Raw genomic sequence first — 24084 nt, forward strand, 5'->3', positions numbered from 1 at the left:
TTCCTATGCGGTGCGCACCTGTGCCAGCGGCGGCGGGGCAATGGGCAGCAGCGCAGTGCCTGCGCTGATGGTGTCCGCGGAGAGCTCCCACACCCGCCGCAGCGAGCAGAACTTCCACCAGTGGTGCTTCAGGACCTCAGGGTTGGCGCGGACCGGCCGCACTTCCGTTTCGCCGATGGCGACCGCCAGCAGCACGGGGTTTTCGCCGTACTTCCAGGGTTCCCAGGTTCCCGCCACCGGATCGACCAGGCTTTCCTCGGCCTTCATTCCGGCCACCAGCTGCATGACCACCTTGTCATCCAGCGGCTTGACCAGGCCGTCACGGGTGGTGCCCTTGGTTTTGTAATCGATCAGGCAGACGCGGCCGTTGATGCGCGCAACCAGGTCCAGGGTGCCGGCATAGCCGACAGAGTGGTTCCACACCGTAATTTCCGGAGCGATGGGCTCCACCCGGTACAGCTCCCACCATTCGTCGAACCGGACGGCAAAGGCTTCCTCGCCGTTGGCCGCCAGGGCCTCCCGGGTCTCCTTCATGGCATGCGGCCGGCCGAGCGCGCGGAGTGCCACCTGTTCGCAGTAGTTATGGACCCGGTCTCCTCTTTTGGCTGCCTCGTCCCGGTAGGTCTCTGCAGCCTTGGCGGCACGGTTAACGGCCTGCTTGATTTTGACGGGGCTTCCCAGGCAATCGGCCAACAGGGGATCCTTGGCCAGGCTGCTGGCACCCATGTATCCGAACCAGCCGTCCAGCCCGTGCGGCTGCTGGCCGATCACCGTAGTGATGGACGGTACCGAGAACTGCTCGGATGTGGACCGCGCATACATCCGGCCGTACTCGGTGGCGTGGGCGAGAAGTGGATCAGTCATACAAAAGACTCTTTCACAGGGGGCCGACAAAAACTCCGGGCTCAGGTCCGGGCACAAAAAAGGTCCGTTTCCACTGCTAATGAGCGGAAACGGACCAATCTTTGGTGGGCGATACTGGGTTCGAACCAGTGACCTCTTCGGTGTGAACGAAGCGCGCTACCACTGCGCCAATCGCCCTGATGCATTTGAATGCTAGCCCACCGTCCGGCCATTTCAAAAATCGGCATCCAGAGGACAACCGCCCGCAAGTCAACGATCCCTGTAATGCCCTGCCGAAGCTGCCCCTATAAGTGCCAGGTAGCGTCCCGCCGTCGAGAATTACACGCCTGTAACTCTCCGCGAACCGCGCCATTACAGGGAAGCGGGCGCATTGCCGGCCCCGGCGCAGCACCCGATTTGGAGAATCCCGGAACCTCCTATATTGTTTTTACTCGTTGGAACGCGAGGAAATGCCGGGAACGGCAGCGAATCACCTCTCCAAAATGCGGACGTAGCTCAGCTGGTAGAGCACCACCTTGCCAAGGTGGATGTCGCGAGTTCGAATCTCGTCGTCCGCTCGCAGGACACTGTCACGGCAGGATTCCCCGGAATCACGCTTACACGGTGGGTTGGCCGAGAGGCGAGGCAGCGGCCTGCAAAGCCGTATACACGGGTTCGAATCCCGTACCCACCTCGGTGAAAACCATGGTTTCCGGAGAAAATCCGGATGCAATGGGCGATTGGCGCAGCGGTAGCGCGCTTCCCTGACACGGAAGAGGTCACTGGTTCGATCCCAGTATCGCCCACTCGGCAAGGAAACTTGCCTTACGCAGTCCGGCTCAGGCCGGAAAATACTGCACACGCGGACGTAGCTCAGCTGGTAGAGCACCACCTTGCCAAGGTGGATGTCGCGAGTTCGAATCTCGTCGTCCGCTCTCTTACTTCTTGTACAATCCCATAAGCCGGGCTTCCGGTTCCGGGCGATTGGCGCAGCGGTAGCGCGCTTCCCTGACACGGAAGAGGTCACTGGTTCGATCCCAGTATCGCCCACACTTTTCAAGCAGCTCTCCGGAGCTGCTTTTTTCGTTTCCCCGGATGCCCCATCAGGTCCAGATGCCAAAACCGGGCAATAGGAACCACAACTGATGGGGCAAGGTGGGGCATCCGCTCCGGGCGAACACCGAAAGCTCCCAATTTCCTTGGCAGCCTTCCCTGGCGGGGCTAGGATCGAAGGCGCGAGGAGCGACCTGGCTCCGCGATTGAAGGGAGGTGCTCGTGGGACTAATTGACGATCTAAAGGGCAAGGCTCAGGGTCTCATCCATGGCAACGAGCAGGCCATCAAGAACGGCATCAGCAAGGCCGGCGATTTCGTCGACACCAAGACCGGAGGCAAGTACTCCGGCCACGTCGACAAGATCCAGAATGGCGCTTCCAAGCTCATTGACAAGAACGGAACCCCGGGCCAGGCACCTGCCGCCGAGCAGGTTCCCCCGGTTACTCCCGTCAACCCGGTTCCGCCGGCTGACAGGACTCCGTAAAGGATTTGGCCAGGGCCTTGCCCTAGCACGTCAAGGGGGCGCGGGTCCCGCCGGGAGGCGGCACCCGCGCCTTTGGCGTTTTAAAACAGCAGGTGCCGCTTCCGATTGCCTGTCCGAGCGGGGGCGCCGGTAACCTGCGGGTATGGCGAAGTCCTCCCCACTCAACTCCCACCAGGCCGGCCAGCCCTCCGGATTCGATTCCCGGCCCGTTGTTGCAGGCATCGTCACCGCCCTGGTGGGCTTCACCTCATCCTTCGCCGTGGTGCTGGCCGGCCTCAAGGCGGTGGGCGCCGACCCGGCCCAGGCGGCGTCCGGCCTGCTGGCCCTGCCCCTGGCTGTCGGCGTCGGCGTGCTCCTGCTGGCCTGGCGCTCCAAAGTCCCCGTGACACTTGCCTGGTCTACGCCCGGCGCAGCGCTCCTTGCCGCATCCGGAACAGCCGACGGCGGGTGGCCGGCCGCCGTCGGGGCCTTCATCGCCACCGGCATCCTGATAGCCCTGACGGGCCTGGTTCCTTCACTTGGCCGGCTGATGTCCAGGATTCCCACCACCCTGGCGCAGGCCATGCTTGCCGGAGTCCTCCTGCAGCTCTGCCTGGCCCCGTTCAAAGCCCTGGGAAGCGTCCCGCTGTTTGTGGCCCCGGTGATCATCTGCTGGCTGCTGATGATGAAATTCGCGCCGCGCTGGGCGGTTCCGGCCGCCCTGCTGGTGGCGCTTGGCGTCATTGGCATATCGATTGCGGCCGGCGGGAGCGGGCTGGGCGCCGGAAGCTTCCTGCCGGCTCCAGTCTGGACCACGCCCACCTTCAGCCTGCAGGCCATGGCGGGAATTGCCCTTCCACTGTTCGTGGTGACCATGGCCTCGCAGAACGTCCCCGGCGTGGCTGTCCTCCGGTCCTTTGGCTTCGAAACCCCGTGGCGCCCGTCCATGCTGGTGACGGGCGCCGGCACCCTCCTCGGTGCACCATTCGGCGGGCACGCAATAAATCTTGCTGCCCTCAGCGCGGCCCTTGCCGCCGGCGAAGAGGCCGGCAGCGACCGGAGCAGGCGCTGGGTGGCCGGTTTCACCTCGGGGTTGGCCTACCTGGTACTGGCTGCCTTCTCCGCCGCCCTGGTAACTGTGGTTAACGCCGCACCCGCCGGGATGCTGGAGGCGGTGGCGGGACTGGCGCTGCTGGGAACCCTGGCCGCGGCGGTCTCGTCCGCGCTGGCGGACGCAGAGGACCGGATCGCCCCGTCCGTCACTTTCCTGATGGCGGCTTCCGGGCTCGCCTTCGCGGGGATCGGCTCGGCCTTTTGGGCCCTTCTTGCCGGCCTGGCGGTGCGGTCACTGCTCGTTCAGCGCGGTGACCGGTCCCCGGCGGACGAGAAGCCCGTCAGGACGGTTCGTGGTTCTGGCCCTCGCGGGCCAGTGCGGTGAGGCGGGAGACGGCGCGGAAGTACTTCTTCATGTAGCCGCCCGTCATCATCTCCTCGGTGAAGAGCTTGTCGAACGGGACGCCGCTGGCAAGGATGGGAACATCCTTGTCATAGAGGCGGTCGGCGAGGACCACGAACCGCAGCGCCACAGCCTGCTCGGTGATGGGTTCCACGTTGCGCCACACCACTCCGTCGATGCCGTCGATCAGCTGCCGGTAGCGGCTGGGGTGCACGCCCGCGAGGTGGTGGATCAGCGTGGCGAACTCGTCCTGGGCCACAGTCTTGCCGTCGAACTCCGCCTTCATGTGGGACGAGAGTTCGCTGTTCTTCAGCGGTGCCGGGGCGGCGGGCAGTCCGCGGTGGCGGAAGTCCTCGCCGTCGATCCGGATCACGTCGAACTGGTCGGCCAGGACCTGGATTTCGCGCTGGAAGTCCACGGCGGCGAACCGGCCGTCGCCCAGGGAGCCCGGGAGGGTGTTGGATGTGGCGGCAAGCTTGACGCCGGCGTCGGCCAGCTCGCGCATGAGCCGCGACATCAGGACGGTGTCGCCCGGATCGTCGAGTTCAAATTCGTCGATGCAGACAAGTTTGTAGCTGCTCAGCGCATCCACGGTTTTGCGGAAGGACAGGGCACCCACCAGGTTGGTGTATTCCACGAAAGTGCCGAAGGCCTTGGGGCCCGGCGCCGCATGCCAGAGGGACGCAAGCAGGTGGGTTTTGCCCACGCCGAAGCCGCCATCCAGGTAGATCCCGGCACGGGAAGTGTCCTTCTTGCCGAACAGCTTCTTGAACAGGCCGCCGCCGTCGCCCGATCCCACGCCCTCGGCAAAGCCCTGAAGGGCGCGGACTGCTGCGGCCTGGGAGGGCTGTTTGGGATCCGGCCGGTAGCTGGCAAAGGAGACCTGGCCGAATCGCGGCGATGGAAAGAATCCCTTAAGGAGTTCATCCACCGAAACTGCCGGAGTGCGGGCGGCAAGCTGTTCGATCTGTACCAAGGTGGTCCGTTCTGCTGGTAGGAGGTCCCCAGAAAGGATACCGGCAACACGCTGCAGCCCCGGGCCTCATCCGCCCCGGCAGCCGGATGCGTGATGAAGGCAACATTTCGTCCTGTTAACGGAATACGGACATCGCGTGGGGCGCTGGCTAGTGTGGGACCAGGTCCCAACACCGGCGCCCTTCCATCTTCAGCTGTCCTCCCGTGTTCTCAATGAAAGGCCAACGCTATGCCCTACCCCGTTGAACAGAACGAGAAATTCGCTGCCTACGCCCACCCCGAGCGGCTGGTCTCCACCGAATGGCTTGCCGCGGCCATCGAAAGCGGCGCGGTAGCCAACGGTGAACTGGTTGTTGTCGAATCCGATGAGGACGTCCTCCTTTACGAAACCGGGCACATTCCGGGTGCCGTGAAGATCGACTGGCACACCGACCTGAACGACGAGGTGACCCGGGACTACGTGGACGGCGCCGCCTTTGCCGAGCTGGCGGCGTCAAAAGGCATCTCCCGCGACAGCACCGTGGTGATCTACGGTGACAAGTCCAACTGGTGGGCCGCCTACGCCCTGTGGGTCTTTACCCTTTTCGGCCACCAGGACGTCCGCCTGCTGGACGGCGGCCGCGACAAGTGGATTGCCGAAGGCCGTGAGCTGACCAAGGAGAAGCCGGCCCCCGCACGCGGCAGCTACCCGGAGGTCGAGCGCAATGACGCTCCCATCCGCGCGTTCAAGGAGGATGTCCTGGCGCACCTGGGCAAGCCCCTCATCGACGTCCGCTCCCCCGAGGAATACACCGGCCAGCGCACCCACATGCCTGCCTACCCGGAGGAGGGCGCGCTGCGCGGCGGCCACATCCCCACCGCCGCTTCCATCCCCTGGGCACGCGCCGCCGCCGCTGACGGCACCTACCGCAGCCGTGAGGAACTTGAGGCCCTGTACCTTGGCGAAGCAGGCCTGGCTGAAGGTGACGACGTCGTGGCCTACTGCCGCATCGGCGAGCGTTCCAGCCACACCTGGTTCGCCCTTAAGTACCTCCTGGGCTTCGAGTCCGTCCGGAACTACGACGGTTCCTGGACAGAGTGGGGCAACGCCGTCCGCGTCCCCATCGTCAAGGGCGCCGAGCGCGGTTCCTTTCCCGTCCCGGCAGGAGTCTGACGGGAGTTCCTCCCGCGTAGAATTGGACTGATGACTACTCAAGCCCTGCCTTCCGCCCTGGCGGCGATCGTGGACGACTTCCAAGCCCTGACCGAACCCGAGAGGCTCCAGCTGCTGCTGGAATTCTCGGAGGGACTGCCCGAGCTTCCGGACCGGCTCAAGGACCACCCTGAGCTGCTGGAGCAGGTTGTGGAGTGCCAGTCCCCGCTGTTCCTCACCATCGAGACGGAGAAGAACGACGACGGCCGGGCAGCTGCCGCCGTGCGGCTGTTCTTCAAGGCCCCGGCCGAGGCTCCCACCACGCGCGGTTTCGCCGGCGTGCTGCATGAGGGCCTGGACGGGCTGACCGCCGGTGAGATCCTGTCAGTGCCGGACGACATGCCCGAACTGCTCGGCCTCACCCGGGCCATCACGCCGCTCCGGATGCGGGGCATGACGGCAATGCTCGGGCGGATCAAACGCAAGGTGGCCGCCACGTCCGGCGTCCGCGCCTAGAGCGTATGGCACGCAAAAGCACCGCACAGGGAACTCCGGCCACAGCGGCATTGACCGCAGCCGGAGTTCCCTTTGTGCTGCACCCCTATACCCATGATCCTTCCGCTGCCAGTTACGGCGCGGAGGCTGCGGAAGTCCTCGGCATCGACCCGGCCCGGGTCTTCAAGACCCTGATGGTGGAGGTCGAGGGCAAGCTGGCGGTCGGCATCGTGCCCGTCAGCGGAACGCTTGACCTCAAGGCCTTCGCCGCCGCGCTGGGTTCCAAGAAGGCTGCCATGGCGGATCCCGCTGCTGCCCAGCGGCGGACCGGCTACGTCCTCGGCGGTATCTCTCCGTTGGGCCAGCGGCTCCCCTCCCCTGCCGTGCTGGATTCCAGTGCGCTGGCGCTGGATACCGTGCTGGTTTCGGGAGGCAGACGCGGCCTGGACATCGAGCTCGCGCCCGCCGACCTGGTACGGCTGACCGACGCCGTGACAGCGTCCATCAGCTCGCTGGCACAGGGCCACGGGCACGAGTGAGCGAAGAGCAGGCCCTGTCCGGCGGCAACGCTTCGGATTTTGTTGTGCGGGTCGGCACTACCGTACGGAAGCCCTGGGAAACCTCCACCCCGGATGTGCATCACTTTCTTTCCATCCTGGCGGCTGCGGGGCTGGATGTTCCGCGGGCCGCCGGACAGGACAACGAGGGCCGCCAGGTAATCGAGTACGTCGAAGGAACCCTGGCCATAGACCGGGGGCAGCTGGAAACGGCCGATCTCCACAAGGTGGGCGGCATGATCCGGGCCATCCACGACAACAGCCCGTTGTGCACCCCGGAGGATGTCAGCCGATGGAAGGTGCTCATCCCCGCACCGGAAGCCGAGCTGATCTGCCACAACGACCTCGCGCCGTGGAACCTCGTGACGGGTGACCGCTGGGTGTTCATTGACTGGGATGGCGCCGGCCCCAGTTCACGGCTCTGGGATCTTGCCTACGCTGCACAGTCATTCGCCGGTTTATGGGAAGGTGCGGACCCCCATGAGGCAGGCGTCCGCCTTCGCGCATTCACGGACGGCTACCGCGCGGATGAAGGGCAGCGGCGGGCGCTTCCGCAGACGCTCGTCCACCGCGTACAGGCAATGTACGGCCTCTTGCAGGAAGCAAAGGATTCGGGGCGCCAGCCATGGGCGCGCATGTACGACGACGGCCACGGGGAACACTGGAAAGCCTCGGCGGAGTACGTCGCACGGCACATCGATGTGTGGCGGAGCGCGCTCCTCAGCTGACGGTGGCCCCTACTGGCCAGGGCGCGGGGATCCGGCCGCAGTCGCAGCACCGGGGTTCAGCCGCGGGGCCAGCTGTTGCCGCAGCCACGCCTTCACCAGCCTCTCCCAGCGCTCCGGATCAACGTTCCACTCTTTCGTGTGCCGTGCACGGCTGAAGGTCTCGAACGTGACCATCTCCGGGTTACGTTCGGCCAGCAGGGCTGACGGTTTGTACGGCACGTACTCGTCGTCCACGCTGTGCAGGATCAGCGTGGGAGTCCGCAGCTCCACGGCGCGCGACACCCAGTCCATCGCTTTGAGGTCAACCGGGGCGGCGAGGCCGGTGAGCCGGCGGCCGAGCGGGTGCCCCAGCATCAGCTGCCCGTAGCGGCCCACCAGCGACGGGATGCGGTTCAGCTGTGCGTGGTGGGCCAGGACGTTCACCCAGTCGATCACCGGCGCATCGAGCACCATGGCGCGGATCAGGTGGCGGTAGCGGGACAGATCGGCGGCCTGGAGACAGATGGCGCCGCCCATCGACCAGCCGAACAGAACGATCTCCTCGGCTCCCTTGCCCAGCGCATACTCGATGGCAGCCTCGACATCCCGCCACTCGGTGGAACCCAGGCCATACCGGCCGTCGTCCGCCGACGGCGCCAGCCCGTCGTTCCGGTAGGACACCACCAGGCTGGTGAGTCCAAGCTCCAGGGCCGGCCCCACCGCGCGCAGCGCCTCCTGCCGGGTGGCGCCGCGCCCGTGCACCATCACCGCCCAGGTCCGGGCGGTACCTCCGGCGCGTACCAGCCAGGCCGGCGCTTCGCCGCGGTCCACCGGGATCATCACGTCCTCCGCAGGAATTCCGACGGCGGCCGGGTCCGGGTAGGTGGCACCGCTCCACCAGCCCCACCGCGCCGTGGAGAGGTCACCGGAATACACGGCCTCCACCTCGCGCAGGACGGTCCTTTCAGCCGGCGAATAGGAGACGATGCGGCCGATCCGCGCGTGCCCCTTGCCGCCGTCGAAAAAGAATCCGTACACCCCCTCCATCGTGGTGTCGTCAGTGGCTGCCAGGATCACCTGCTGCTGCCGGCCGTCCCGGATGACGGCCAGCACTTCCTGGTCGGCCGTCCTCTGCCGGGACGGCGTGATGACCCGGCGCGCAAAGTAGACGGCGAGCGCAGACGAACCCGTGGCGAGGAGCCCGGCCAGGGAAACCCCACCGATGGCCCCGCCGATGGCCCACTTGGTCCCCAGGGACATTCCGCCGTCCTCGGGGGTCCGGACAACAGGGGCAGGGCTGGTGCGCTGGAAAAGAGCCATGGCACTATTCTTACCGCCTCGAAACGGAAGCCCACATTCCGCACCGCGGCGGCGGCCGCGGGCGGAGCCGAAGATTGAGTGCGGCGCCCCATGCACAGGGCTAGGCTAAGGCCATGAGTGATCCCATCGTCATCCTGACCGAAGAACCCCTGGGGGCGGACGACCGCCTGAACATAGAACGGCTCGTGGACGGATCGGATTCCAGCCTGCTGGTGCTGGTGCCGGCAAACACCGAGCGGCACCTGCTGGTGGACTTCCTGGAGAACCTGTCCATGCTGGACATCGCCAAAGCCTTCCGCGAGCTCACGTCCCACACCCCGGACCCCACCACCGAGCGGGCGCAGGCATCGGAAACCCTTGCCGTGTCGCTGGCTGCGCTGGAAGGACTGGGCAGCGGCGTCACCGGTGAAGTTGTGGACGGCGGCGCGGTCAACGGGCTGGTATCCAGGGTCCGCGAAACGGGCGCCTCACAGGCAGTGGTGATCACCCGGCCGCACGCGGTGGCCGATACCTTCCATACCGACTGGGCCAACAAGGCCCAGGACCAGCTGGGCCTCCCCGTACTGCACTTGTACGCGGGCTCGGGATTTATCGGCGACTCCTAAGCGTTGGCATTCCTATGAGCATCTTCGGAAACAGCATTTTCGGTAACAAGGCCACCGACGCGGTGGCAGATCCAACGGTGGGACCGGGTGAGCCCGCCGCAGTGAACGCCACGGTCCAGAAAAGCGACGCCGAGTGGCGGGAAGAACTCACCCCCGAGGAGTACCACGTCCTGCGCCAGGCCGGTACCGAGCGCCCCTACACGGGAGAGTACTGGGATACCCACACCGCGGGGGTCTACCAGTGCCGGGCGTGCGGGGCGGAACTGTTCACCAGCAACGAGAAATTCGATTCGCATTGCGGCTGGCCGTCGTTCTGGGCTCCCCTGGCTGAAGGCACCGTCCGGTACATCCATGACCGCACGCTGGGCATGGAGCGCGTGGAGGTCCGTTGCGCCACCTGTGATTCCCACCTGGGCCATGTCTTTGAAGGCGAGGGCTACGGAACCCCCACCGACCAGCGCTACTGCATCAACTCCGTGTCCCTGAAATTGGTTTCGAACGAAAAGCCGCAGGTCAGCGACGGTAACCCGGGAAACTGATTCCCCAGCGGGGGTCATGTCTCGCCCAGTTGATCCCGTCCTCTAGCCACAGCATTTCTTAGGCTAGGCTGCTTTTCAGATTAGTTCTGCTGGTTGCTTGCTACGCTCGGCAATAGTTAGCAAGCAACCAGAAAGGCAGCCGACGATGACTGAAACCCTGACCGCCGCCGTCACCGGGATTTCCGCAAACAACCAGGACTGGCTCCGGCTTAAGGCAGCAGCCACCGCCCTTCAGGCCCTCCAGGTCCAGGACGGGTCCATCCCGGACACTGCCGCGCACAATGAAGCCTCCGCCCACACCAAGGTGATCATTGACGCCGTCAGTGCACTCTCCCCTGCCTTCCCGCACGACTCCGCGTACCTGGACGCCGTCTGCGCAGACTTTTCCGCCTGGGCAGCCGGTGGATTCGGTGTTCCCGATTTCCTCTCCTCGCTGCTCGCTTTCCAGCCGCAGGAACAGCGCCGGGACGGACTGCAGCACCTGGTGGTTTTTCCCATGTACACCCAGAACGGCAGCAGCAGCCGCCTGGTGGAGGCTGTCCTGATCGAGGTGATCTGGCCCGAGTTCATCGCCGGCCTGGAAGGCGGCGACTACTCCAACAAGCTGTTCGTCCCCATCCGCTTCCTGGACTTCACTGCCGGTTATGACACCAACTCGGCGGTGCTCTTCGCCGAGACCGTCGCCGTGCGCGAAACCCCCACGTTCACGTGGGGTGCCATCTTCGCCGACCGCGAGGCGGCCCGCTTCCGCCGCGTGCTCAAGGCCGCCGCCGAAACCACGTGCCTGGAACTGCCGGAGGGCGCTGCCGAAATGCTGGCCGACCAGGACCTCACGGAAGCCACCTTCGTGATGTGGGACCTCATCCACGACCGGACGCACATGCGCGGCGACCTGCCGTTTGATCCCTTTATGATCAAGCAGCGCATGCCGTTCTTCCTGTACTCCCTGGAGGAACTGCGCTGCGACCTCACCGCCTTCCGCGAGTCCGTCCGCATCCAGAAGGACGACGACGCCGACCCGGAGGCACGCCGGCACGCCAAGCTGGTGCAGTACGCCATCATCTTCGACCGGATCTTCCGCTTCGCCATCACCGGAAGCCGCGTCCGGAACTACGACGGCCTGGGCGGACAGCTCCTCTTTGCCTGGCTCCACCAGCAGCACGTCCTGCACTGGACCGACACCCGGCTCACCATCGACTGGGACGAAGTGGCCGACGCCGTCATTGCACTTGGGGCAAAGATCGACGACCTGTACTGGCGTTCCATCGACCGGCCCAAGACCGCGCACTGGCTCGCCGCGTACGAACTGGTTTCGGAAACCGTCACCCCCCACCCGGCGTCCGTCTGGGCGAAGGGTCCGGCTGCCCTTCCCCTGTCCGGCGCCCCGCGCGGCCTGACCGACCAGGTGCTGGATGATGAATTCCCGCTGTCCATGTTCTACGAGGCATTGGAGAAGAAAATGCGCCCGGTCATCGAATCAACCGCCGGAATCACGGGCAGTTCCGCCCTATGAGCGAGCCCCAGGGCGCGGAACCGCTGAAACTCACCGTCCTGGTCACGGGCGGCAGCGGAGCCTCCGGGGTGGCAGTAGCCCGCGCGCTGCGGGACGCCGGGCACCGGGTGGTCACCGCGGGGTCCGACCAGGCGCGGATTGAGGCTGCTGCACGCCAGGCGGGCGACGGCGTCACACCCCTCGTATGCGACCTCGCCAGGCTCGACGACGTCCGGCAGCTGCGGAACGAAGCCTCCGCCGTTGCCGGGCCCGTGGACGGCGTCATCCACCTGGTGGGCGGCTGGCGGGGAGCGAAGGGCATCCCGGACCAGTCGGACGAGGACTGGGACTTCCTACACCAGGCCGCCGTCACCACGCTGCGCAACGTCTCCCGGGTCTTCTTCGACGACATCGCCGCCTCCCGCCACGGCAGGTTCGCCATGGTGTCTTCCACCGCCCTCGACAAGCCAGGGGCGGCAGTGGCCAGCTACGTCGCCGCCAAGGCGGCCGCCGAAGCGTGGACCATGGCCATGGCGGACGGGTTCCGCAAGGCAGCAGCGGCCGACGGCGGCGGGCAGGCTGCCGCCGTCGTGCTGGTGGTGAAGGCCCTGGTGGACGATGGACTGCGCCGCAGCCATCCCGAAAGGTCCTTCCCCGGCGCGACGGACGTCAAGGACCTGGCCACCGCCGTCGTGGGACTCTTCAGTTCCCCGGCAGACGACGTAAACGGCACCCGCCTCCGGCTGGCGCCGTAGGCGGACCAGCACCGTATGGACCAAGACTGCACGGTACCTGACTGTTCGGTGCACGACTGTACGGTGCAGTGAAGATACATAGACTGAAAGCGTGAGCAAAGGCATGACAACAACAGCAGAAACAGGCACGGCCGTGCGGCTGCACGACCCCACCGTGCGGGGCTTCGCGTCGGACAACTACTCCGGCGTCCACCCCGAAGTCCTGGCCGCACTCGCGGCAGCCAACGACGGCCACCAGGTCTCCTACGGGGAGGACGACTACACCGCGCGGCTGCACGAGCTGATGGTGGAGCATTTCGGGCCGGGCATCGAGTGCTTCCCCGTATTCAACGGGACCGGCGCCAACGTGCTGTCCCTGCAGTCGCTGCTCCCCCGCTGGGGTGCCGTGGTGTGCGCCTCCACCGCCCACATCAACATGGATGAGAACGGCGCCCCGGAACGGATCGGCGGCATCAAGCTGCTGCACGTCCCCACACCGGACGGCAAGCTCACGCCCGAGCTGATCGACCGGGAGGCCTGGGGCTGGGGCGACGAGCACCGCGCCCAGCCGCTGGCCGTGTCCATTACGCAGACCACCGAGCTTGGCACCTGCTATACGCCGGAGGAAGTGCGGGCCATCGCCGACCACGCCCACGCCAGGGGCATGAAGCTGCACATGGACGGCGCACGGCTGGCCAACGCCGCAGCCCACCTCCAGGTGCCGCTGCGTGCCTTCACGCGCGACGCCGGCGTGGACATCCTTTCCTTCGGCGGCACCAAGAACGGCCTGCTGTTCGGCGAGGTGGTGGTGGCATTGAACCCGGAAGCCGCGCACGGTCTGGTCTACCTGCGGAAAATGAACATGCAACTGGCCTCGAAGATGCGGTTCATGTCGGCCCAGTTCATTGCCCTGCTCGAGGGCGACCTCTGGCTGCGGTCCGCGTCGCATGCCAACGCCATGGCGGCCCGGCTCCGCGCCGCCGTCGACACCATCGACGGCGTGCAGCCAACGCAGAAAACCGAATCCAACGGCGTCTTCGCCATCCTTCCCCCGGGCGTGGCAGACAAGCTGCGCACCTCCTTCCGCTTCTACGACTGGAATGAGGCAGCCGGCGAAGTGCGCTGGATGTGTTCCTTCGACACCACCGAGGAGGATATCGATGCCTTCGCCGCAGCGATCCGCCATGAACTCCGCGATCACCGGAACGGGCAGTCCGGCTAAGCCGCCGGCGGCGAGCCTTCCCGCCCTGCCCCTTCCCGTTGCGTAACCTGCGAAGGTGAACGCACTTGACCAGGTTCCCCCGGACTTTCTCCACGCGTTGGGAACCCTCAGGAAAGCCCAGTGCCGCAGGGAACTCCGCCTCGCGGAGATCCCCGCGCCGGCACGCCTGGCGCCTTTCGCCGTCGCGCTGGGTGCGGAAGTCATGGCACCGGGCACCGGAACCGGCACTCCCCTGCACGGCCCCGCCGCAATGGCCCTCGCCTCCGCGGCGGGGACCGGGGACGACGACGAAACGGAGCTGGCTACCGGCCGTTTCATCCTGCTCCATGACCCCGACGGATCGGCAGTCTGGGACGGCGAGTTCCGCATTGTCACGTACATCCGGGCCGAACTAGAACCGGACATGGGCAACGACGAGATGCTCGGAACAGTCGCCTGGACCTGGCTGGTGGAGGCGCTGGAGAACCACAAGGCGCAGTACCGGGCCGCCGGCGGAACTGCCACCCGGGTCCTCTCCGAGAGCTTCGGCACCCTTGCGGAACGGCCCGGCTCCATCGACATCGAGCTCCGCGCCTCGTGGACCCCGGCATCCCCAGACGTCACGGCACACCTGGAGGCCTGGTCCGACATGGTGTGCACTTTCGCCGGCCTGCCTCCGCTTCCGGACGGCGTGACGCCCCTGCCGCACCGGCGGCGGAACTAGGCATGGCCCTGCCGCCACCCGTCCGCGGCCTGCCGGCCGGTAAACTGGGGGCATCATGACCCCTAATATTCCGGAAAACACCACGGCCGGCGTTCCGGCTGCTGATACCGCACCCCACATCACGGTGGAAGGCTTCGACAGCCCCATCCCCGAAATCATCGAACTTGCCGCGCCCCGGGACGGCGTACCGCTGGTCATCGAAACGCAGGCCGGCCTGGAGCGCTGCGCCGCCGCCATCGCCGCCGGAACAGGCCCGGCAGGAGTCGACGCCGAACGCGCTTCCGGATTCCGGTACGGGCAGCGGGCTTTCCTGGTCCAGATCCGCCGCGAAGGGGCCGGGACCTGGCTCATCGACCCCGAACCCTTCGAGAACCTGGACATCATCAACGATGCCCTCCGCGGCGTCGAATGGATCCTGCACGCCGCCAGCCAGGACCTGCCTTGCCTCTCAGAGCTCGGCATGTGGCCGGACAAACTCTTCGACACCGAACTGGCCGCCCGCCTGGCCGGACTGCCCCGGGTTGGCCTGGCCGCGGTGATCGAACAGCTGCTGGGGTTCGGCCTCGCCAAGGAGCACTCGGCCGCCGACTGGTCCACCCGGCCCCTGCCCGAGCCGTGGCTGCGCTACGCCGCCCTCGACGTCGAGGTCCTTACCGAACTGCGCGAAGAACTCGTGGAACTTCTCGAGGCGGACGGAAAACTCGACTACGCCGAGCAGGAATTTGCCGCCATCCTCGCAGCGGGCGTGGCCCCGCCCCGGGTCGACCCCTGGCGGAAGACCTCCGGCCTGCACCAGATCAGGGACCGCCGGCAGCTTGCCGCCGTCCGGGAACTGTGGCTGGAGCGCGATTCGCTGGCGCAGAAAAGGGATGTGGCACCGGGCCGGCTGATCCCGGATTCCGCACTGGTGGCAGCGGCCAAGGCCATGCCCGCCACGGTGCCGCAACTGCTGGGCACCAAGGGATTCCACGGCCGGGCGGCCCAGCGGGAAGCCCCGCGCTGGCTGCGCTGCATCGCCACCGCGCGCGACCTGGAAGAACTTCCGCCGCTGCACCTGGCCACCAACGCCCCGCCGCCGCCGCGCGTCTGGGCAGACCGCGACCCCGAAGCCGCCGCACGGCTGGCCACTGCCCGGCCCCTGCTGCAGGAGAAGGCCGACCAGCTGAACCTGCCGCTGGAAAACCTGCTGACTCCGGATTACCTGCGGCGCGTGGCATGGCGTCCTCCAGCGGAAATCAGCGAAGCATCGGTGGCCGCTGAACTGCGCACCCTGGGGGCACGCGAGTGGCAGGTCGGACTGGCGGCACCCCTGATCACCCACGCTTTCCTCAATCCACAGCCCCTGCCGCCCAAGGAGCCCAAGCCGGCTGCCGCCGTACCGGCGGAACAGTAGCCCCTCCCGGTAGTTCGGCTCCGCGCCGGCCGCCCCCGCCGGAAGGCACGGGCTCTCCTCTTGCAGGCTAAGTTACTGACGAGTAACATCGGGTTCACTGCCGTCATGATGCTGCCGTAGTCCGGCATGCATTCAGGCGCCTACGTCTCGATGAGGAGTTAAACGTGAGCCACCACGGAAGCGGCGCATCCCAGCGCACTGTCCGCGACATCGTCTTTGTTGACGGCGTCCGCACACCATTCGGCCGGGCCGGGGAGAAAGGCATCTACGCCGGAACCCGCGCCGACGACCTGATCGTGAAATGCATCCGCGAACTGCTTCGCCGGAACCCGTCCCTGCCGCCGGAGCGCGTGGATGAAGTGGCCATCGCAGCCACCACCCAGACCGGTGACCAGGGCCTCACCCTTGGCAGGACTGCAGCCCTGCTGGCCGGCCTGCCGCGGACCGTCCCCGGGTTCGCCGTCGACCGGATGTGCGCGGGCGCCATGACCGCCGTGACGTCCACCGCCGGAGGCATTGGCTTCGGCGCCTACGACGTTGTCATTGCCGGCGGGGTGGAGCACATGGGCAACCACCCGATGGGCTCCGGCGCCGATCCCAACCCCCGCTTCATGTCGGAGCGGCTGGTTGACCCGGCGGCACTGAACATGGGCAACACTGCCGAAAACCTGCACGACCGTTTCCCGGCCATCACCAAGCAACGTGCCGATACCTACGCCGTCGCGTCCCAGGCCAAACTTGCCGCCGCCTACGGAAAGGGCCTGATCCAGCCGGACCTGGTTCCGGTGGCTGCCCGGAAGCCGGGTGAGGGGTGGACTGTCCACAGCGTTGACGAACCGCCGCGGCCCGGCACCACCATGGCGGACCTGGACGCCCTGCGGACACCTTTCCGGCCGCACGGCCGGGTCACCGCCGGAAACTCCGCCGGCCTGAATGACGGCGCCACCGCTGCGGTGTTGGCCTCCGCAGAGGCCGCCGCGGAGCTCGGCCTGCCGGTGAAGATGCGCCTGGTCAGCTATGCCTACGCCGGGGTGGAGCCCGAGGTAATGGGCATCGGCCCCGTTCCGGCCACCGAGAAGGCACTGGACAATGCCGGGCTCACCATCGGGGACATCGGCCTGTTCGAAATCAACGAAGCCTTCGCCGTGCAGGTCCTCAGCTTCCTGGACCATTTCGGGATTCCCGACGACGACCCCCGCGTCAACCGCTACGGCGGCGCGATCGCCGTCGGGCATCCCCTTGCTTCCTCAGGCGTCCGGTTGATGACCCAGCTCGCCCGCCAGTTCGAGGAGGATCCCTCCGTCCGCTTCGGCATCACGGCCATGTGTGTGGGCCTGGGCATGGGCGGCACCGTAATCTGGGAAAACCCACACCATCCCGACTGCAGCGGAACCACATCCGCAGCGTCGGCAGCTGAAGGAGCCACGGCATGAGCGCCGCAGATTTCATCGAGTTCGCCGCCCTGTTCCCCGACGAAACCGTCACCCACGCGCTCGTCCGGGACATCGAACTGCCGGCCGCCGCCGGCAAGCCAAGCCCGGGAACCTTCGCCCTCATCACCCTCGACAACGGCCTGGACCACTCCAAGCCCACCACGCTGGGACCCAGGACCCTCGTGGGACTCGGCAAAGTGCTCGAAGGCCTCCGGGAGCGGGCCGCCCGCGGCGAGATCGCCGGCGTCGGCGTGACGGGGAAGCCCTACTACCTGGTGGCGGGCGCAGACCTTTCAGCGGTGAAGGCACTCGAGAAGCGGGAACACGGGCTGTGGATGGCGCAGTTGGGGCACGACGTCTACCGCACGCTCGCCAACCTGGGGGTTCCCAGCTTCGCGTTCATCAACGGTGCAGCCCTGGGCGGCGGGCTGGAAATCGCCCTGCAGTCCACCTACCGCACCGTGTCCACCGGCGCGGGCGCCCTGGCACTGCCGGAAGCCTTCCTTGGCCTGGTGCCCGGCTGGGGTGGGGTTTACATCCTGCCGCGCCTGATCGGCCCGGAAAACGCCGTGAAGGTGATGATCGAAAACCCGCTCAGCAACAACCGGACACTGACCGGACCCCAGGCCTTCGAACTCGGCATCGCCGATGCCGTCTTTGAGCCGGCGGACTTCCTGGAGCAGTCCCTGGCATGGGCCGCGGAAGTCATCTCCGGCGGTCTGGTGCCGGAACGTGCCAACGCCGTCGACCCCGCCGCGCCGGATACCGCAGCCAGGTGGGCTGCGGCAGTGGCAGCAGGACGCCGGTTCGTGGAGTCAAAGACCTCACACGCCGCACCCGCCCCGGGAAAGGTCCTTGACCTCCTGGAGGCCAACCGCACCATGACCCAGGCGGAGTCTGCAGAGCTGGAATGCGAAACCCTTGCAGAACTCATGCAAAGCGACGAGTTCCGCGCCACGGTGTACGCCTTCCTTGACCTGGTCCAAAAACGCTCCAAGCGTCCCGCCGGTGCACCCGACCGCAACCTGGCCCGTCCGGTCACCAAGGTAGGCGTGGTGGGTGCCGGCCTGATGGCCAGCCAGCTGGCGCTGCTCTTCGCCCGCCAGCTCAAGGTCCCCGTGGTGATGACGGACATCGACCAGGCCCGCGTGGACAAGGGAGTGGGCTACGTCCACGCCGAAGTGGACAAGCTCCTGGGCAAACAGCGGATCAGCCAGGACGCCGCCAACCGCACCAAGGCGCTGGTGACGGGATCCGTGTCCAAGGACGTGTTTTCCGACGCCGACTTCGTCATCGAAGCCGTCTTCGAAGAACTGAACGTCAAGAAGCAGGTGTTCGCCGAGCTCGAAGCCATCGTCACCCCTGACTGCATCCTGGCCACCAACACCTCCTCGCTGTCCGTGACCGCCATGGCCGAGGACCTCCAGCATCCGGAACGGCTGGTGGGGTTCCACTTCTTCAACCCCGTGGCCGTGATGCCGCTGCTGGAAATCGTCAGGGCCCCGCGGACCGATGACGCCGTCCTCGCCACCGCCTTTGAACTGGCCAAGGCGCTCAAGAAGACCGGGGTACTGGTCAAGGATGCACCCGCGTTTGTGGTCAACCGCATCCTGCTGCGCCTGATGGGCGAAGTCACCGCCGCCTTCGACGAAGGCACTCCGGCAGACGTGGCGGACAATGCCCTGCGGCCCATGGGCCTGCCGATGACCCCCTTCACGTTGCTGGCCATGGTGGGGCTGCCGGTTGCCCAGCACGTCCAAGAATCGCTTAACGCCGCCTTCGGTGACGGGTTCCCGGTGTCCGCCAACCTGCAGAAACTCATCGACAACGGTGTGAAGGGCCTCTGGGAAACCGCCCCGGACGGCACGCAGGAAATCCCGCAGTCCACGCTGTCGCTGATGTCCTTCGGCACCAGCCCCTCCACCGGCGAGGGCGTCCTGCGCCGTACCCAGGACGCCCTGGCCCAGGAAATCGGGCTGATGCTGGACGAGGGCGTAGTTGCAGGCCCCGAAGACATCGATCTCTGCATGATCCTCGGCGCGGGCTGGCCCATGTTCCTCGGCGGCATCACCCCGTACCTGGACCGGGTGGGGGCCTCGGAACGCGTCAATGGCAAGACTTTCCTGCCGCCGGGCAGGGCGTCCCGCCCGGCCGCGGGATAACCGGACCGGTTCAGGCTTCCGCAAGCCGGCCGGCGTCGAGCGCAACGGTGCGGTGGGCCGCCGATCGTGCGTAACCCAGGTCATGGGTGACCAGCACGACGGCGGCGCCCTCCACCGCCGCGGACCGGACTGCCGCGTCCAGGACGGCAAGCCCATCGCCGTCGAGGGCGACGGTCGGCTCATCCAGCGCGAGGACGGCGGGTTTGCGGGCCAGAACTGTTGCCAGGGCCAGCAGCCGCTGGCGGGACGCGGGCAGCTCCGCAGGGTGTTCGTGGGCGGCCGCTGAGAGACCGACGGCCGCCAGTGCCGCCGCGGCGCGTTCCCCTGCCTCATCCTTCCCAAACAACCGGTCCAGGCCGAACCGGACCTCCCGCAGGGCGGTGCGTTCGAACAGCTGCTCGCGCGGGTGCTGGAACAGCAGGCCCACCGCGGCTGCCGTGGAACCGACCGGTCTCCCCGAAATGTCCTCCCCCTGCACCAGGACGGTTCCGGCGGTGGGCCTCAGCAGGCCGTTGAAGTGCCTCAGGAGCGTTGATTTTCCCGCACCATTAGGCCCGGTGACGGCCACGATCTCGCCGGGATGGACGGCAAGGTCGATTCCCTGCAGCACCGTGGACCGGATGTCAGGGGTACGGGAGCCCTGACGGCGTTGCCACGTGAAGCCCTGCCTGGCGGGACGGACGTCCTGCCGGTACCTGAAAGAAATCCCGCGGAGCTCCAGGGCCGGGGCGGAATGTCCGGCATGGCGGGGAACCGGCGCGGCGCCGCCGGTTCCCCGCTCGTCGTGGATGCGCCGGATAGCCGCCAACACCGTGGGTGGCCCTGCCTTCAGCGCGGCGGGTGTTCCGCTTGCCTTGACCGTGCCGTCCGCCAGGACCAACCAGTGATCGGCTTCCCGAAGCAGCCCGTCCACCATCTGGCTAAGGATGACGACGGCGGTGCCAGCCTCCACGAGGCCCCGCACCAGGTCACCCAGTTCGCGGGCGCCCGCAGCGTCAAGGGAGGCGAAGGGTTCGTCCATGATGAGCACCGGCGGGCGGGTAATGATGGCGCAGCCGATGGCAAGGCGTCGAAGCTGGCCGCCCGAGAGTTGGGCCGGATGGCGACCCAGCAGGTTGCGAAGTCCCAGCAGGCCCGCCGTCTGCTCAACGGCTGCCACCATGGCGGTGCGGTCCATGGCGGAGCTTTCGAGGCCGAACGCGAGTTCCTCCGCCACGGTGGCCCGGACCGTGGACAGGACGGCACCAGCATCCTGGGGAACAAAGCCCACCTGCCGGCCCCACTGGGCGGGGTCAATCCGGGGGTCCCCGGCGTCGCCGTTGAACTGAAGCCGGGTGCCGGTGAGCTCCAGGAACCCGGTGAGGTTCCCGCCGGGTCCCGGGGGCAGCCAACCGGCAAGGAGCCTTCCCAAGGTTGTTTTGCCGCTGCCGGAGGTGCCCAGGACGGCCGTCAGGGTCCCGGGGACGACGGCGACGTCCACGTCCTGAAGGACCGGCCCGCCGCCGTCGTGGAAGGTGAACTCCCGGATGCCCGCCGCCAGGACCGGCTCTGCGGAATACGGCACGCCTAGCCTCCGGCCCCGGCCGCCCACAACCGCCAGGCAACGGCAGCCGCAGCCGCCGCGAGCAAGAGCATGCGCAGGAGGCGCTGGATAGTGGAGTCGGGGACCTCCCGGTAGCTGGTGCGCGGCCCTGGACTGCTGAACCCGCGGGCTTCCAGGGCCGCGGCGCGGGTTCCGGCGTCCTCCACCAGGGAGAGGACCAGCGGGATGGCCTGCAGCCGGAACGCCGCCACTTTGTGCAGCAGACCGCGCCGGATGACCAGCCCACGGGACTCCTGGGCCTGCCGGATCCGTCCCGCCTGCGCAGTGATGGCGGGCAGCAGGGTCAGGGTGGAAGCCAGCACAAAGCCGAACCTGCCGTGGACGCCGCGCGACGACAACGCGGCCACCAGGTCCGGAACGTTGACGCTGAAGGAAAACACCAGCAGGGCCAGGACGGCGGCTGACAGTTGGGCCGCCCGTTCCCCGGCGAAGGCCAGGCCTTCGGCGGTTACCCGGGCCGGGCCGAACTGGGCCAGGACCGTCCGGCCCTCGGGAAAGGACAGCCCGTGCACGATCAGCAGGGACAGGCCCAGCGGCACCAGCACGGCCGCGGCCGCAGGCATCAGCCGCCGGGCGGTGCCACCGGCAGCGGACAGGCCCAGTGCACCCGCGCCCACGGCGAGGGAAACGGGCCAACTCGCTGCCGCCGTCGTGATAACCGCCGTGCTGCCGGCAAAGGCCAGGGAAGTCAGCGGGTGGAGGCGCATGGGCTGGTGGTTCCTGTTCAGGAGGTCTGTTCAGGAAGTCTGTGTGGAGCCCTGCGCTGCTGCCGGTTCGTTCGTGGTTCCGCCAAGGACACGGTGCCTGCGGACAAACGGGAACTGCAGCCGGGTCCGCCGCGGCAGCGCATAGACCAGGACGGCCACCACGGTGAAGACGATGGCCTTGTCCATGGGGTCGGAAATGAGCGCCTGCTTGGTGATGGCTGCCAGGAGGGTGTCGCCCATGGAGCGGAAGGCGCTGACGATCGCACCCGTGGCCACACCGGACGTGCCGCCGAAGACGAAGGCTGCCACCGGGGCGGACACCACACCGCCAATGATGCCCGTGGCAAACCCTGCTACCGGGGCGAGATAGAAACGGCGGAACAGGCCGTAGCGCGCGGCCAGGCCGGCGAGGCAGCCGATCAGTGCGGCGCCGGCGGCGAACGGCAGCACGGTGGGGTTGAAGAAGGACCAGACGATGCTGCTGAGGGCTCCCGTGGCGGCACCCGCTGCGGGTCCTGCCAGCACGGCGATCAGCACCGTGCCGATCGCGTCAAGGTAGAACGGGACCAGGGTGCTGCCCACGAACTGGCCCAGCACGATGTTCAGGACAAGGGCCACCGGGATCAGCACGAGGGTGGAGGCAGGAAGCGTGGGCAGGACCGCCACGATGAGCAGGATGGCCCCCACCAGGAAACCTGAAAGGGCGATCAGGGCCGAGGCGCTGCCGGGTCCGCCGGTGATGTCCGCGGGCTGGTTCAGGACCAGGTAGATGTAGGTCCCGGCAATGGCCAGGGCGCCAAGGATTTCCAGCAGCCGGCGCCTGCGGGCAGCAGCGGGCGCCGGGGACGGCAACATCAGGGAGGGCGATGACATGGGGTTCCTTCTGGGTGCTGGCATGGGAGCCCGGAGATCCCGGGCGGAACGGAACGCCACCTATGTCACCTCGGTGGCAGCAGCCGGATTCTGCAACGACATACTGCAACCGGCGGGCCGCGGACCATTCTACCGGGACGTTGTGCGGCATGGCTGCTGCCGGGCGGACGGTGCCCTAGACTCCCCCTTATGCCCCACTACGACCTTGCCATCATCGGCTCCGGCTCCGGCAATTCGCTGATCACCCCGTTCTGGGACGGCAAGCGCGTGGCGTTGATCGACGGCGGGGTGTTCGGCGGCACATGCCTGAACGTGGGCTGCATCCCGACGAAGATGTTCGTGTACCCGTCGGCGCTGGCGGCAGTGCCCGCCGAGGCCGGCCGCCTGGGCGTTGACCTGACCCTGGACAAGGTGCACTGGAACGGCATCCGGGACAGGATTTTTGGCCGGATAGATCCGATATCCGCAGCCGGCCGCCGGTACCGGGCGGACGAGCTGGACCACGTGGACCTGTATGAGGAGTACGCCCGCTTCACGGGACCCCGGGCGCTCCGCACCGCCTCCGGTGTGGACATCACGGCGGACCAGGTAGTGGTGGCGGCGGGCTCGCGGGCGGTTCTTCCGGACGTGCCGGGAGCCAACCTTCCCCAGGTGCACACGTCGGATACCGTCATGCGGCTGGAGGGTGCGCCGGAGAAGGTGGTGGTGGTTGGCGGCGGGTACATCGCCGCGGAGTTCGCTGCCGTTTTCCATGGTTTTGGCGCGGACGTCACCCAGGTGAACCGGTCCGGGCGCCTGTTGCGCGGCAACGACCCCGAAATTTCGCGTCGCTTCGCCGCGGCCGCGGCAAGCCGCTGGAAGCTGGAGCTTGGCTGCCACCTGCAGTCCGTGGAGGACAGCGGCGACGGCCGGGCCACCGCAGTGTTTTTGGACGACGCCGGCCGCAGCCTGAGCGTGGCGGCGGACCTTGTCCTGATGGCCACCGGCCGGGAGCCCAACACGGACCGGCTGGACGTGGAGGCCGCAGGGTTCGACCTGGACGACGACGGCACGCTGGCCGTCGATGAAAACCTCCGGATTCTTTCGGGCGGGCAGCCGCTGGCGGGCGTGTACGCGCTGGGCGACGTCGCGAATTCCTACCAGCTCAAGCATGTGGCCAACCGGGAAGCCCGGGTGGTGGCCCACAACCTGGAGCACCCGGGCCGGCTCCGGCCCATGGACTACGCCGCAGTGCCGGCTGCTGTTTTCTCCAATCCCCAGGTGGCCGCGGTCGGCCTGACAGAGGATGAGGCCAGGGCGCAGGCTGCACCGGGGACGGAGATCGTCACCGCGATCCAGGAGTACGCGTCCACGGCGTACGGCTGGGCAATGGAGGACGAAGAAGGCGTGGTCAAGCTCATCGCGGAGCGCAGTACGGGCCGCCTCCTCGGAGCGCACATCCTGGGCCACGAAGCGTCGCTGCTCATCCAGCCGCTGGTCCAGGCGATGGCCACGTCAGTGCCGGTGCACCAGCTGGCGCGGGGTCCTTTCTGGATCCACCCTGCGCTGATGGAAGTGGTGGAGAACGCCCTGCTGGCGCTGGATGTGGACCTGCCGGAGGATGCCCCGCTGTAGG

At 67.2% G+C, this 24084-nt stretch carries 22 protein-coding genes and 6 tRNA genes; 21 read left to right on the forward strand and 7 right to left on the reverse strand.

Annotated elements, in window-relative coordinates; all coding sequences use genetic code 11:
- Window positions 1-3: 3 nt before the first annotated feature.
- Both AC5RWA_RS15300 and AC5RWA_RS15305 read right to left on the reverse strand, forming a co-directional pair.
- Window positions 4-864: a cytochrome gene (locus AC5RWA_RS15300; RefSeq protein WP_494058203.1), complete on the reverse strand. Its 861-nt coding sequence runs from the start codon at window positions 862-864 to the stop codon at window positions 4-6.
- A 102-nt stretch (window positions 865-966) separates the two neighbouring features.
- A tRNA-Val gene (locus tag AC5RWA_RS15305) sits at window positions 967-1041 on the reverse strand.
- Between the two features lie 307 nt (window positions 1042-1348).
- Between AC5RWA_RS15305 and AC5RWA_RS15310 the strand changes: the two genes are divergently transcribed.
- The 7 genes from AC5RWA_RS15310 to AC5RWA_RS15340 all read left to right on the forward strand — a co-directional run bounded on the left by AC5RWA_RS15310 (window position 1349) and on the right by AC5RWA_RS15340 (window position 3799).
- Window positions 1349-1421 (forward strand) — tRNA-Gly (locus AC5RWA_RS15310).
- Between the two features lie 45 nt (window positions 1422-1466).
- Window positions 1467-1537: transfer RNA gene (locus AC5RWA_RS15315), tRNA-Cys, on the forward strand.
- A 40-nt stretch (window positions 1538-1577) separates the two neighbouring features.
- Window positions 1578-1649 (forward strand) — tRNA-Val (locus AC5RWA_RS15320).
- Between the two features lie 56 nt (window positions 1650-1705).
- Window positions 1706-1778: transfer RNA gene (locus AC5RWA_RS15325), tRNA-Gly, on the forward strand.
- 43 nt (window positions 1779-1821) lie between these two features.
- Window positions 1822-1893: transfer RNA gene (locus AC5RWA_RS15330), tRNA-Val, on the forward strand.
- A gap of 225 nt (window positions 1894-2118) precedes the next feature.
- A complete protein-coding gene (locus AC5RWA_RS15335) occupies window positions 2119-2382 on the forward strand; it encodes an antitoxin (RefSeq protein WP_079597232.1) in 264 nt (87 codons plus the stop codon).
- 142 nt (window positions 2383-2524) lie between these two features.
- Entirely contained in the window at window positions 2525-3799 is a 1275-nt protein-coding gene (locus AC5RWA_RS15340; protein ID WP_494058204.1) for a benzoate/H(+) symporter BenE family transporter, read from the forward strand.
- Here the strand turns inward: AC5RWA_RS15340 and zapE are convergent.
- A complete protein-coding gene (gene zapE, locus AC5RWA_RS15345) occupies window positions 3756-4793 on the reverse strand; it encodes a cell division protein ZapE (RefSeq protein ID WP_494058205.1) in 1038 nt (345 codons plus the stop codon). The two genes, AC5RWA_RS15340 and zapE, sit on opposite strands and share 44 nt — an antisense overlap.
- Window positions 4794-5021: 228 nt before the next feature.
- Here zapE and AC5RWA_RS15350 point away from each other — a divergent pair, with 228 nt between their 5' ends.
- Genes AC5RWA_RS15350 through AC5RWA_RS15365 form a run of 4 tightly spaced genes read left to right on the forward strand, consistent with a single transcriptional unit; the run spans window position 5022 to window position 7704 of the window.
- Entirely contained in the window at window positions 5022-5945 is a 924-nt protein-coding gene (locus AC5RWA_RS15350; protein WP_079597084.1) for a sulfurtransferase, read from the forward strand.
- Between the two features lie 30 nt (window positions 5946-5975).
- Window positions 5976-6440 (forward strand): SufE family protein, encoded by a 465-nt coding sequence (locus AC5RWA_RS15355; RefSeq protein WP_494058206.1) that lies wholly within the window; start codon window positions 5976-5978, stop codon window positions 6438-6440.
- A 5-nt stretch (window positions 6441-6445) separates the two neighbouring features.
- Window positions 6446-6958: a Cys-tRNA(Pro) deacylase gene (gene ybaK / locus AC5RWA_RS15360; protein ID WP_115524592.1), complete on the forward strand. Its 513-nt coding sequence runs from the start codon at window positions 6446-6448 to the stop codon at window positions 6956-6958.
- Window positions 6955-7704: a phosphotransferase gene (locus tag AC5RWA_RS15365; protein WP_494058207.1), complete on the forward strand. Its 750-nt coding sequence runs from the start codon at window positions 6955-6957 to the stop codon at window positions 7702-7704. The genes ybaK and AC5RWA_RS15365 overlap by 4 nt, the downstream gene beginning before the upstream one ends.
- Before the next feature lie 9 nt (window positions 7705-7713).
- Here AC5RWA_RS15365 and AC5RWA_RS15370 read toward each other — a convergent pair whose 3' ends face one another.
- Window positions 7714-9003 carry an alpha/beta hydrolase family protein gene (locus AC5RWA_RS15370; RefSeq protein ID WP_079597088.1) on the reverse strand — a complete coding sequence of 430 codons (1290 nt, stop codon included), beginning with the start codon at window positions 9001-9003 and terminating at the stop codon, window positions 7714-7716.
- A gap of 113 nt (window positions 9004-9116) precedes the next feature.
- On the opposite strand from AC5RWA_RS15370, the gene AC5RWA_RS15375 reads away from it, so the two are divergent.
- The 9 genes from AC5RWA_RS15375 to AC5RWA_RS15415 all read left to right on the forward strand — a co-directional run bounded on the left by AC5RWA_RS15375 (window position 9117) and on the right by AC5RWA_RS15415 (window position 19286).
- Complete coding sequence (locus tag AC5RWA_RS15375) at window positions 9117-9608, forward strand: hypothetical protein (RefSeq protein ID WP_079597089.1); 492 nt, start codon at window positions 9117-9119, stop codon at window positions 9606-9608.
- A gap of 14 nt (window positions 9609-9622) precedes the next feature.
- Complete coding sequence (gene msrB, locus AC5RWA_RS15380; RefSeq protein WP_494058208.1) at window positions 9623-10147, forward strand: peptide-methionine (R)-S-oxide reductase MsrB; 525 nt, start codon at window positions 9623-9625, stop codon at window positions 10145-10147.
- Window positions 10148-10292: 145 nt separating this feature from the next.
- Window positions 10293-11660 (forward strand): DUF6421 family protein, encoded by a 1368-nt coding sequence (locus AC5RWA_RS15385; RefSeq protein ID WP_494058209.1) that lies wholly within the window; start codon window positions 10293-10295, stop codon window positions 11658-11660.
- On the forward strand, window positions 11657-12394 hold the full coding sequence (locus tag AC5RWA_RS15390) for an SDR family oxidoreductase (RefSeq protein WP_494058210.1): 738 nt from the start codon (window positions 11657-11659) through the stop codon (window positions 12392-12394). The genes AC5RWA_RS15385 and AC5RWA_RS15390 overlap by 4 nt, the downstream gene beginning before the upstream one ends.
- A gap of 103 nt (window positions 12395-12497) precedes the next feature.
- Window positions 12498-13595, forward strand: coding sequence for a threonine aldolase family protein (locus AC5RWA_RS15395; RefSeq protein WP_494058279.1), 1098 nt, complete (start codon window positions 12498-12500; stop codon window positions 13593-13595).
- Window positions 13596-13650: 55 nt separating this feature from the next.
- Entirely contained in the window at window positions 13651-14298 is a 648-nt protein-coding gene (locus AC5RWA_RS15400; RefSeq protein ID WP_494058211.1) for a DUF3000 domain-containing protein, read from the forward strand.
- 55 nt (window positions 14299-14353) lie between these two features.
- Window positions 14354-15691, forward strand: coding sequence for an HRDC domain-containing protein (locus tag AC5RWA_RS15405; protein WP_079597093.1), 1338 nt, complete (start codon window positions 14354-14356; stop codon window positions 15689-15691).
- A 164-nt stretch (window positions 15692-15855) separates the two neighbouring features.
- On the forward strand, window positions 15856-17124 hold the full coding sequence (locus tag AC5RWA_RS15410; RefSeq protein ID WP_494058212.1) for a thiolase family protein: 1269 nt from the start codon (window positions 15856-15858) through the stop codon (window positions 17122-17124).
- A complete protein-coding gene (locus AC5RWA_RS15415) occupies window positions 17121-19286 on the forward strand; it encodes a 3-hydroxyacyl-CoA dehydrogenase NAD-binding domain-containing protein (RefSeq protein WP_494058213.1) in 2166 nt (721 codons plus the stop codon). The genes AC5RWA_RS15410 and AC5RWA_RS15415 overlap by 4 nt, the downstream gene beginning before the upstream one ends.
- Window positions 19287-19296: 10 nt before the next feature.
- Here the strand turns inward: AC5RWA_RS15415 and AC5RWA_RS15420 are convergent, their stop codons facing one another.
- The 3 genes from AC5RWA_RS15420 to AC5RWA_RS15430 are packed head-to-tail and all read right to left on the reverse strand — an operon-like array spanning window position 19297 to window position 22469.
- Window positions 19297-20850 carry an ABC transporter ATP-binding protein gene (locus AC5RWA_RS15420; RefSeq protein ID WP_494058214.1) on the reverse strand — a complete coding sequence of 518 codons (1554 nt, stop codon included), beginning with the start codon at window positions 20848-20850 and terminating at the stop codon, window positions 19297-19299.
- 2 nt (window positions 20851-20852) lie between these two features.
- On the reverse strand, window positions 20853-21596 hold the full coding sequence (locus AC5RWA_RS15425; protein ID WP_494058215.1) for an energy-coupling factor transporter transmembrane component T: 744 nt from the start codon (window positions 21594-21596) through the stop codon (window positions 20853-20855).
- Window positions 21597-21626: 30 nt separating this feature from the next.
- Window positions 21627-22469, reverse strand: a complete 843-nt coding sequence (locus tag AC5RWA_RS15430) for an ECF transporter S component (RefSeq protein WP_494058216.1) — start codon at window positions 22467-22469, stop codon at window positions 21627-21629.
- Window positions 22470-22658: 189 nt separating this feature from the next.
- On the opposite strand from AC5RWA_RS15430, the gene AC5RWA_RS15435 reads away from it, so the two are divergent.
- Window positions 22659-24083 carry a mycothione reductase gene (locus tag AC5RWA_RS15435; RefSeq protein WP_494058217.1) on the forward strand — a complete coding sequence of 475 codons (1425 nt, stop codon included), beginning with the start codon at window positions 22659-22661 and terminating at the stop codon, window positions 24081-24083.
- Window position 24084 lies beyond the last annotated feature (1 nt).

The organism is Arthrobacter sp. 210 2 (genome assembly GCF_059093025.1).

Excerpts from the sequence above, each read along its gene's own strand:
- AC5RWA_RS15300 (WP_494058203.1), bottom strand. The coding sequence starts at position 864 with ATGACTGATCCACTTCTCGCCCACGCCACCGAGTACGGCCGGATGTAT.
- AC5RWA_RS15340 (WP_494058204.1), top strand. The coding sequence starts at position 2,525 with ATGGCGAAGTCCTCCCCACTCAACTCCCACCAGGCCGGCCAGCCCTCC.
- AC5RWA_RS15350 (WP_079597084.1), top strand. The coding sequence starts at position 5,022 with ATGCCCTACCCCGTTGAACAGAACGAGAAATTCGCTGCCTACGCCCAC.
- AC5RWA_RS15355 (WP_494058206.1), top strand. The coding sequence starts at position 5,976 with ATGACTACTCAAGCCCTGCCTTCCGCCCTGGCGGCGATCGTGGACGAC.
- ybaK (WP_115524592.1), top strand. The coding sequence starts at position 6,446 with ATGGCACGCAAAAGCACCGCACAGGGAACTCCGGCCACAGCGGCATTG.
- AC5RWA_RS15370 (WP_079597088.1), bottom strand. The coding sequence starts at position 9,003 with ATGGCTCTTTTCCAGCGCACCAGCCCTGCCCCTGTTGTCCGGACCCCC.
- AC5RWA_RS15375 (WP_079597089.1), top strand. The coding sequence starts at position 9,117 with ATGAGTGATCCCATCGTCATCCTGACCGAAGAACCCCTGGGGGCGGAC.
- msrB (WP_494058208.1), top strand. The coding sequence starts at position 9,623 with ATGAGCATCTTCGGAAACAGCATTTTCGGTAACAAGGCCACCGACGCG.
- AC5RWA_RS15385 (WP_494058209.1), top strand. The coding sequence starts at position 10,293 with ATGACTGAAACCCTGACCGCCGCCGTCACCGGGATTTCCGCAAACAAC.
- AC5RWA_RS15390 (WP_494058210.1), top strand. The coding sequence starts at position 11,657 with ATGAGCGAGCCCCAGGGCGCGGAACCGCTGAAACTCACCGTCCTGGTC.
- AC5RWA_RS15395 (WP_494058279.1), top strand. The coding sequence starts at position 12,498 with ATGACAACAACAGCAGAAACAGGCACGGCCGTGCGGCTGCACGACCCC.
- AC5RWA_RS15405 (WP_079597093.1), top strand. The coding sequence starts at position 14,354 with ATGACCCCTAATATTCCGGAAAACACCACGGCCGGCGTTCCGGCTGCT.
- AC5RWA_RS15415 (WP_494058213.1), top strand. The coding sequence starts at position 17,121 with ATGAGCGCCGCAGATTTCATCGAGTTCGCCGCCCTGTTCCCCGACGAA.
- AC5RWA_RS15425 (WP_494058215.1), bottom strand. The coding sequence starts at position 21,596 with ATGCGCCTCCACCCGCTGACTTCCCTGGCCTTTGCCGGCAGCACGGCG.
- AC5RWA_RS15430 (WP_494058216.1), bottom strand. The coding sequence starts at position 22,469 with ATGTCATCGCCCTCCCTGATGTTGCCGTCCCCGGCGCCCGCTGCTGCC.
- AC5RWA_RS15435 (WP_494058217.1), top strand. The coding sequence starts at position 22,659 with ATGCCCCACTACGACCTTGCCATCATCGGCTCCGGCTCCGGCAATTCG.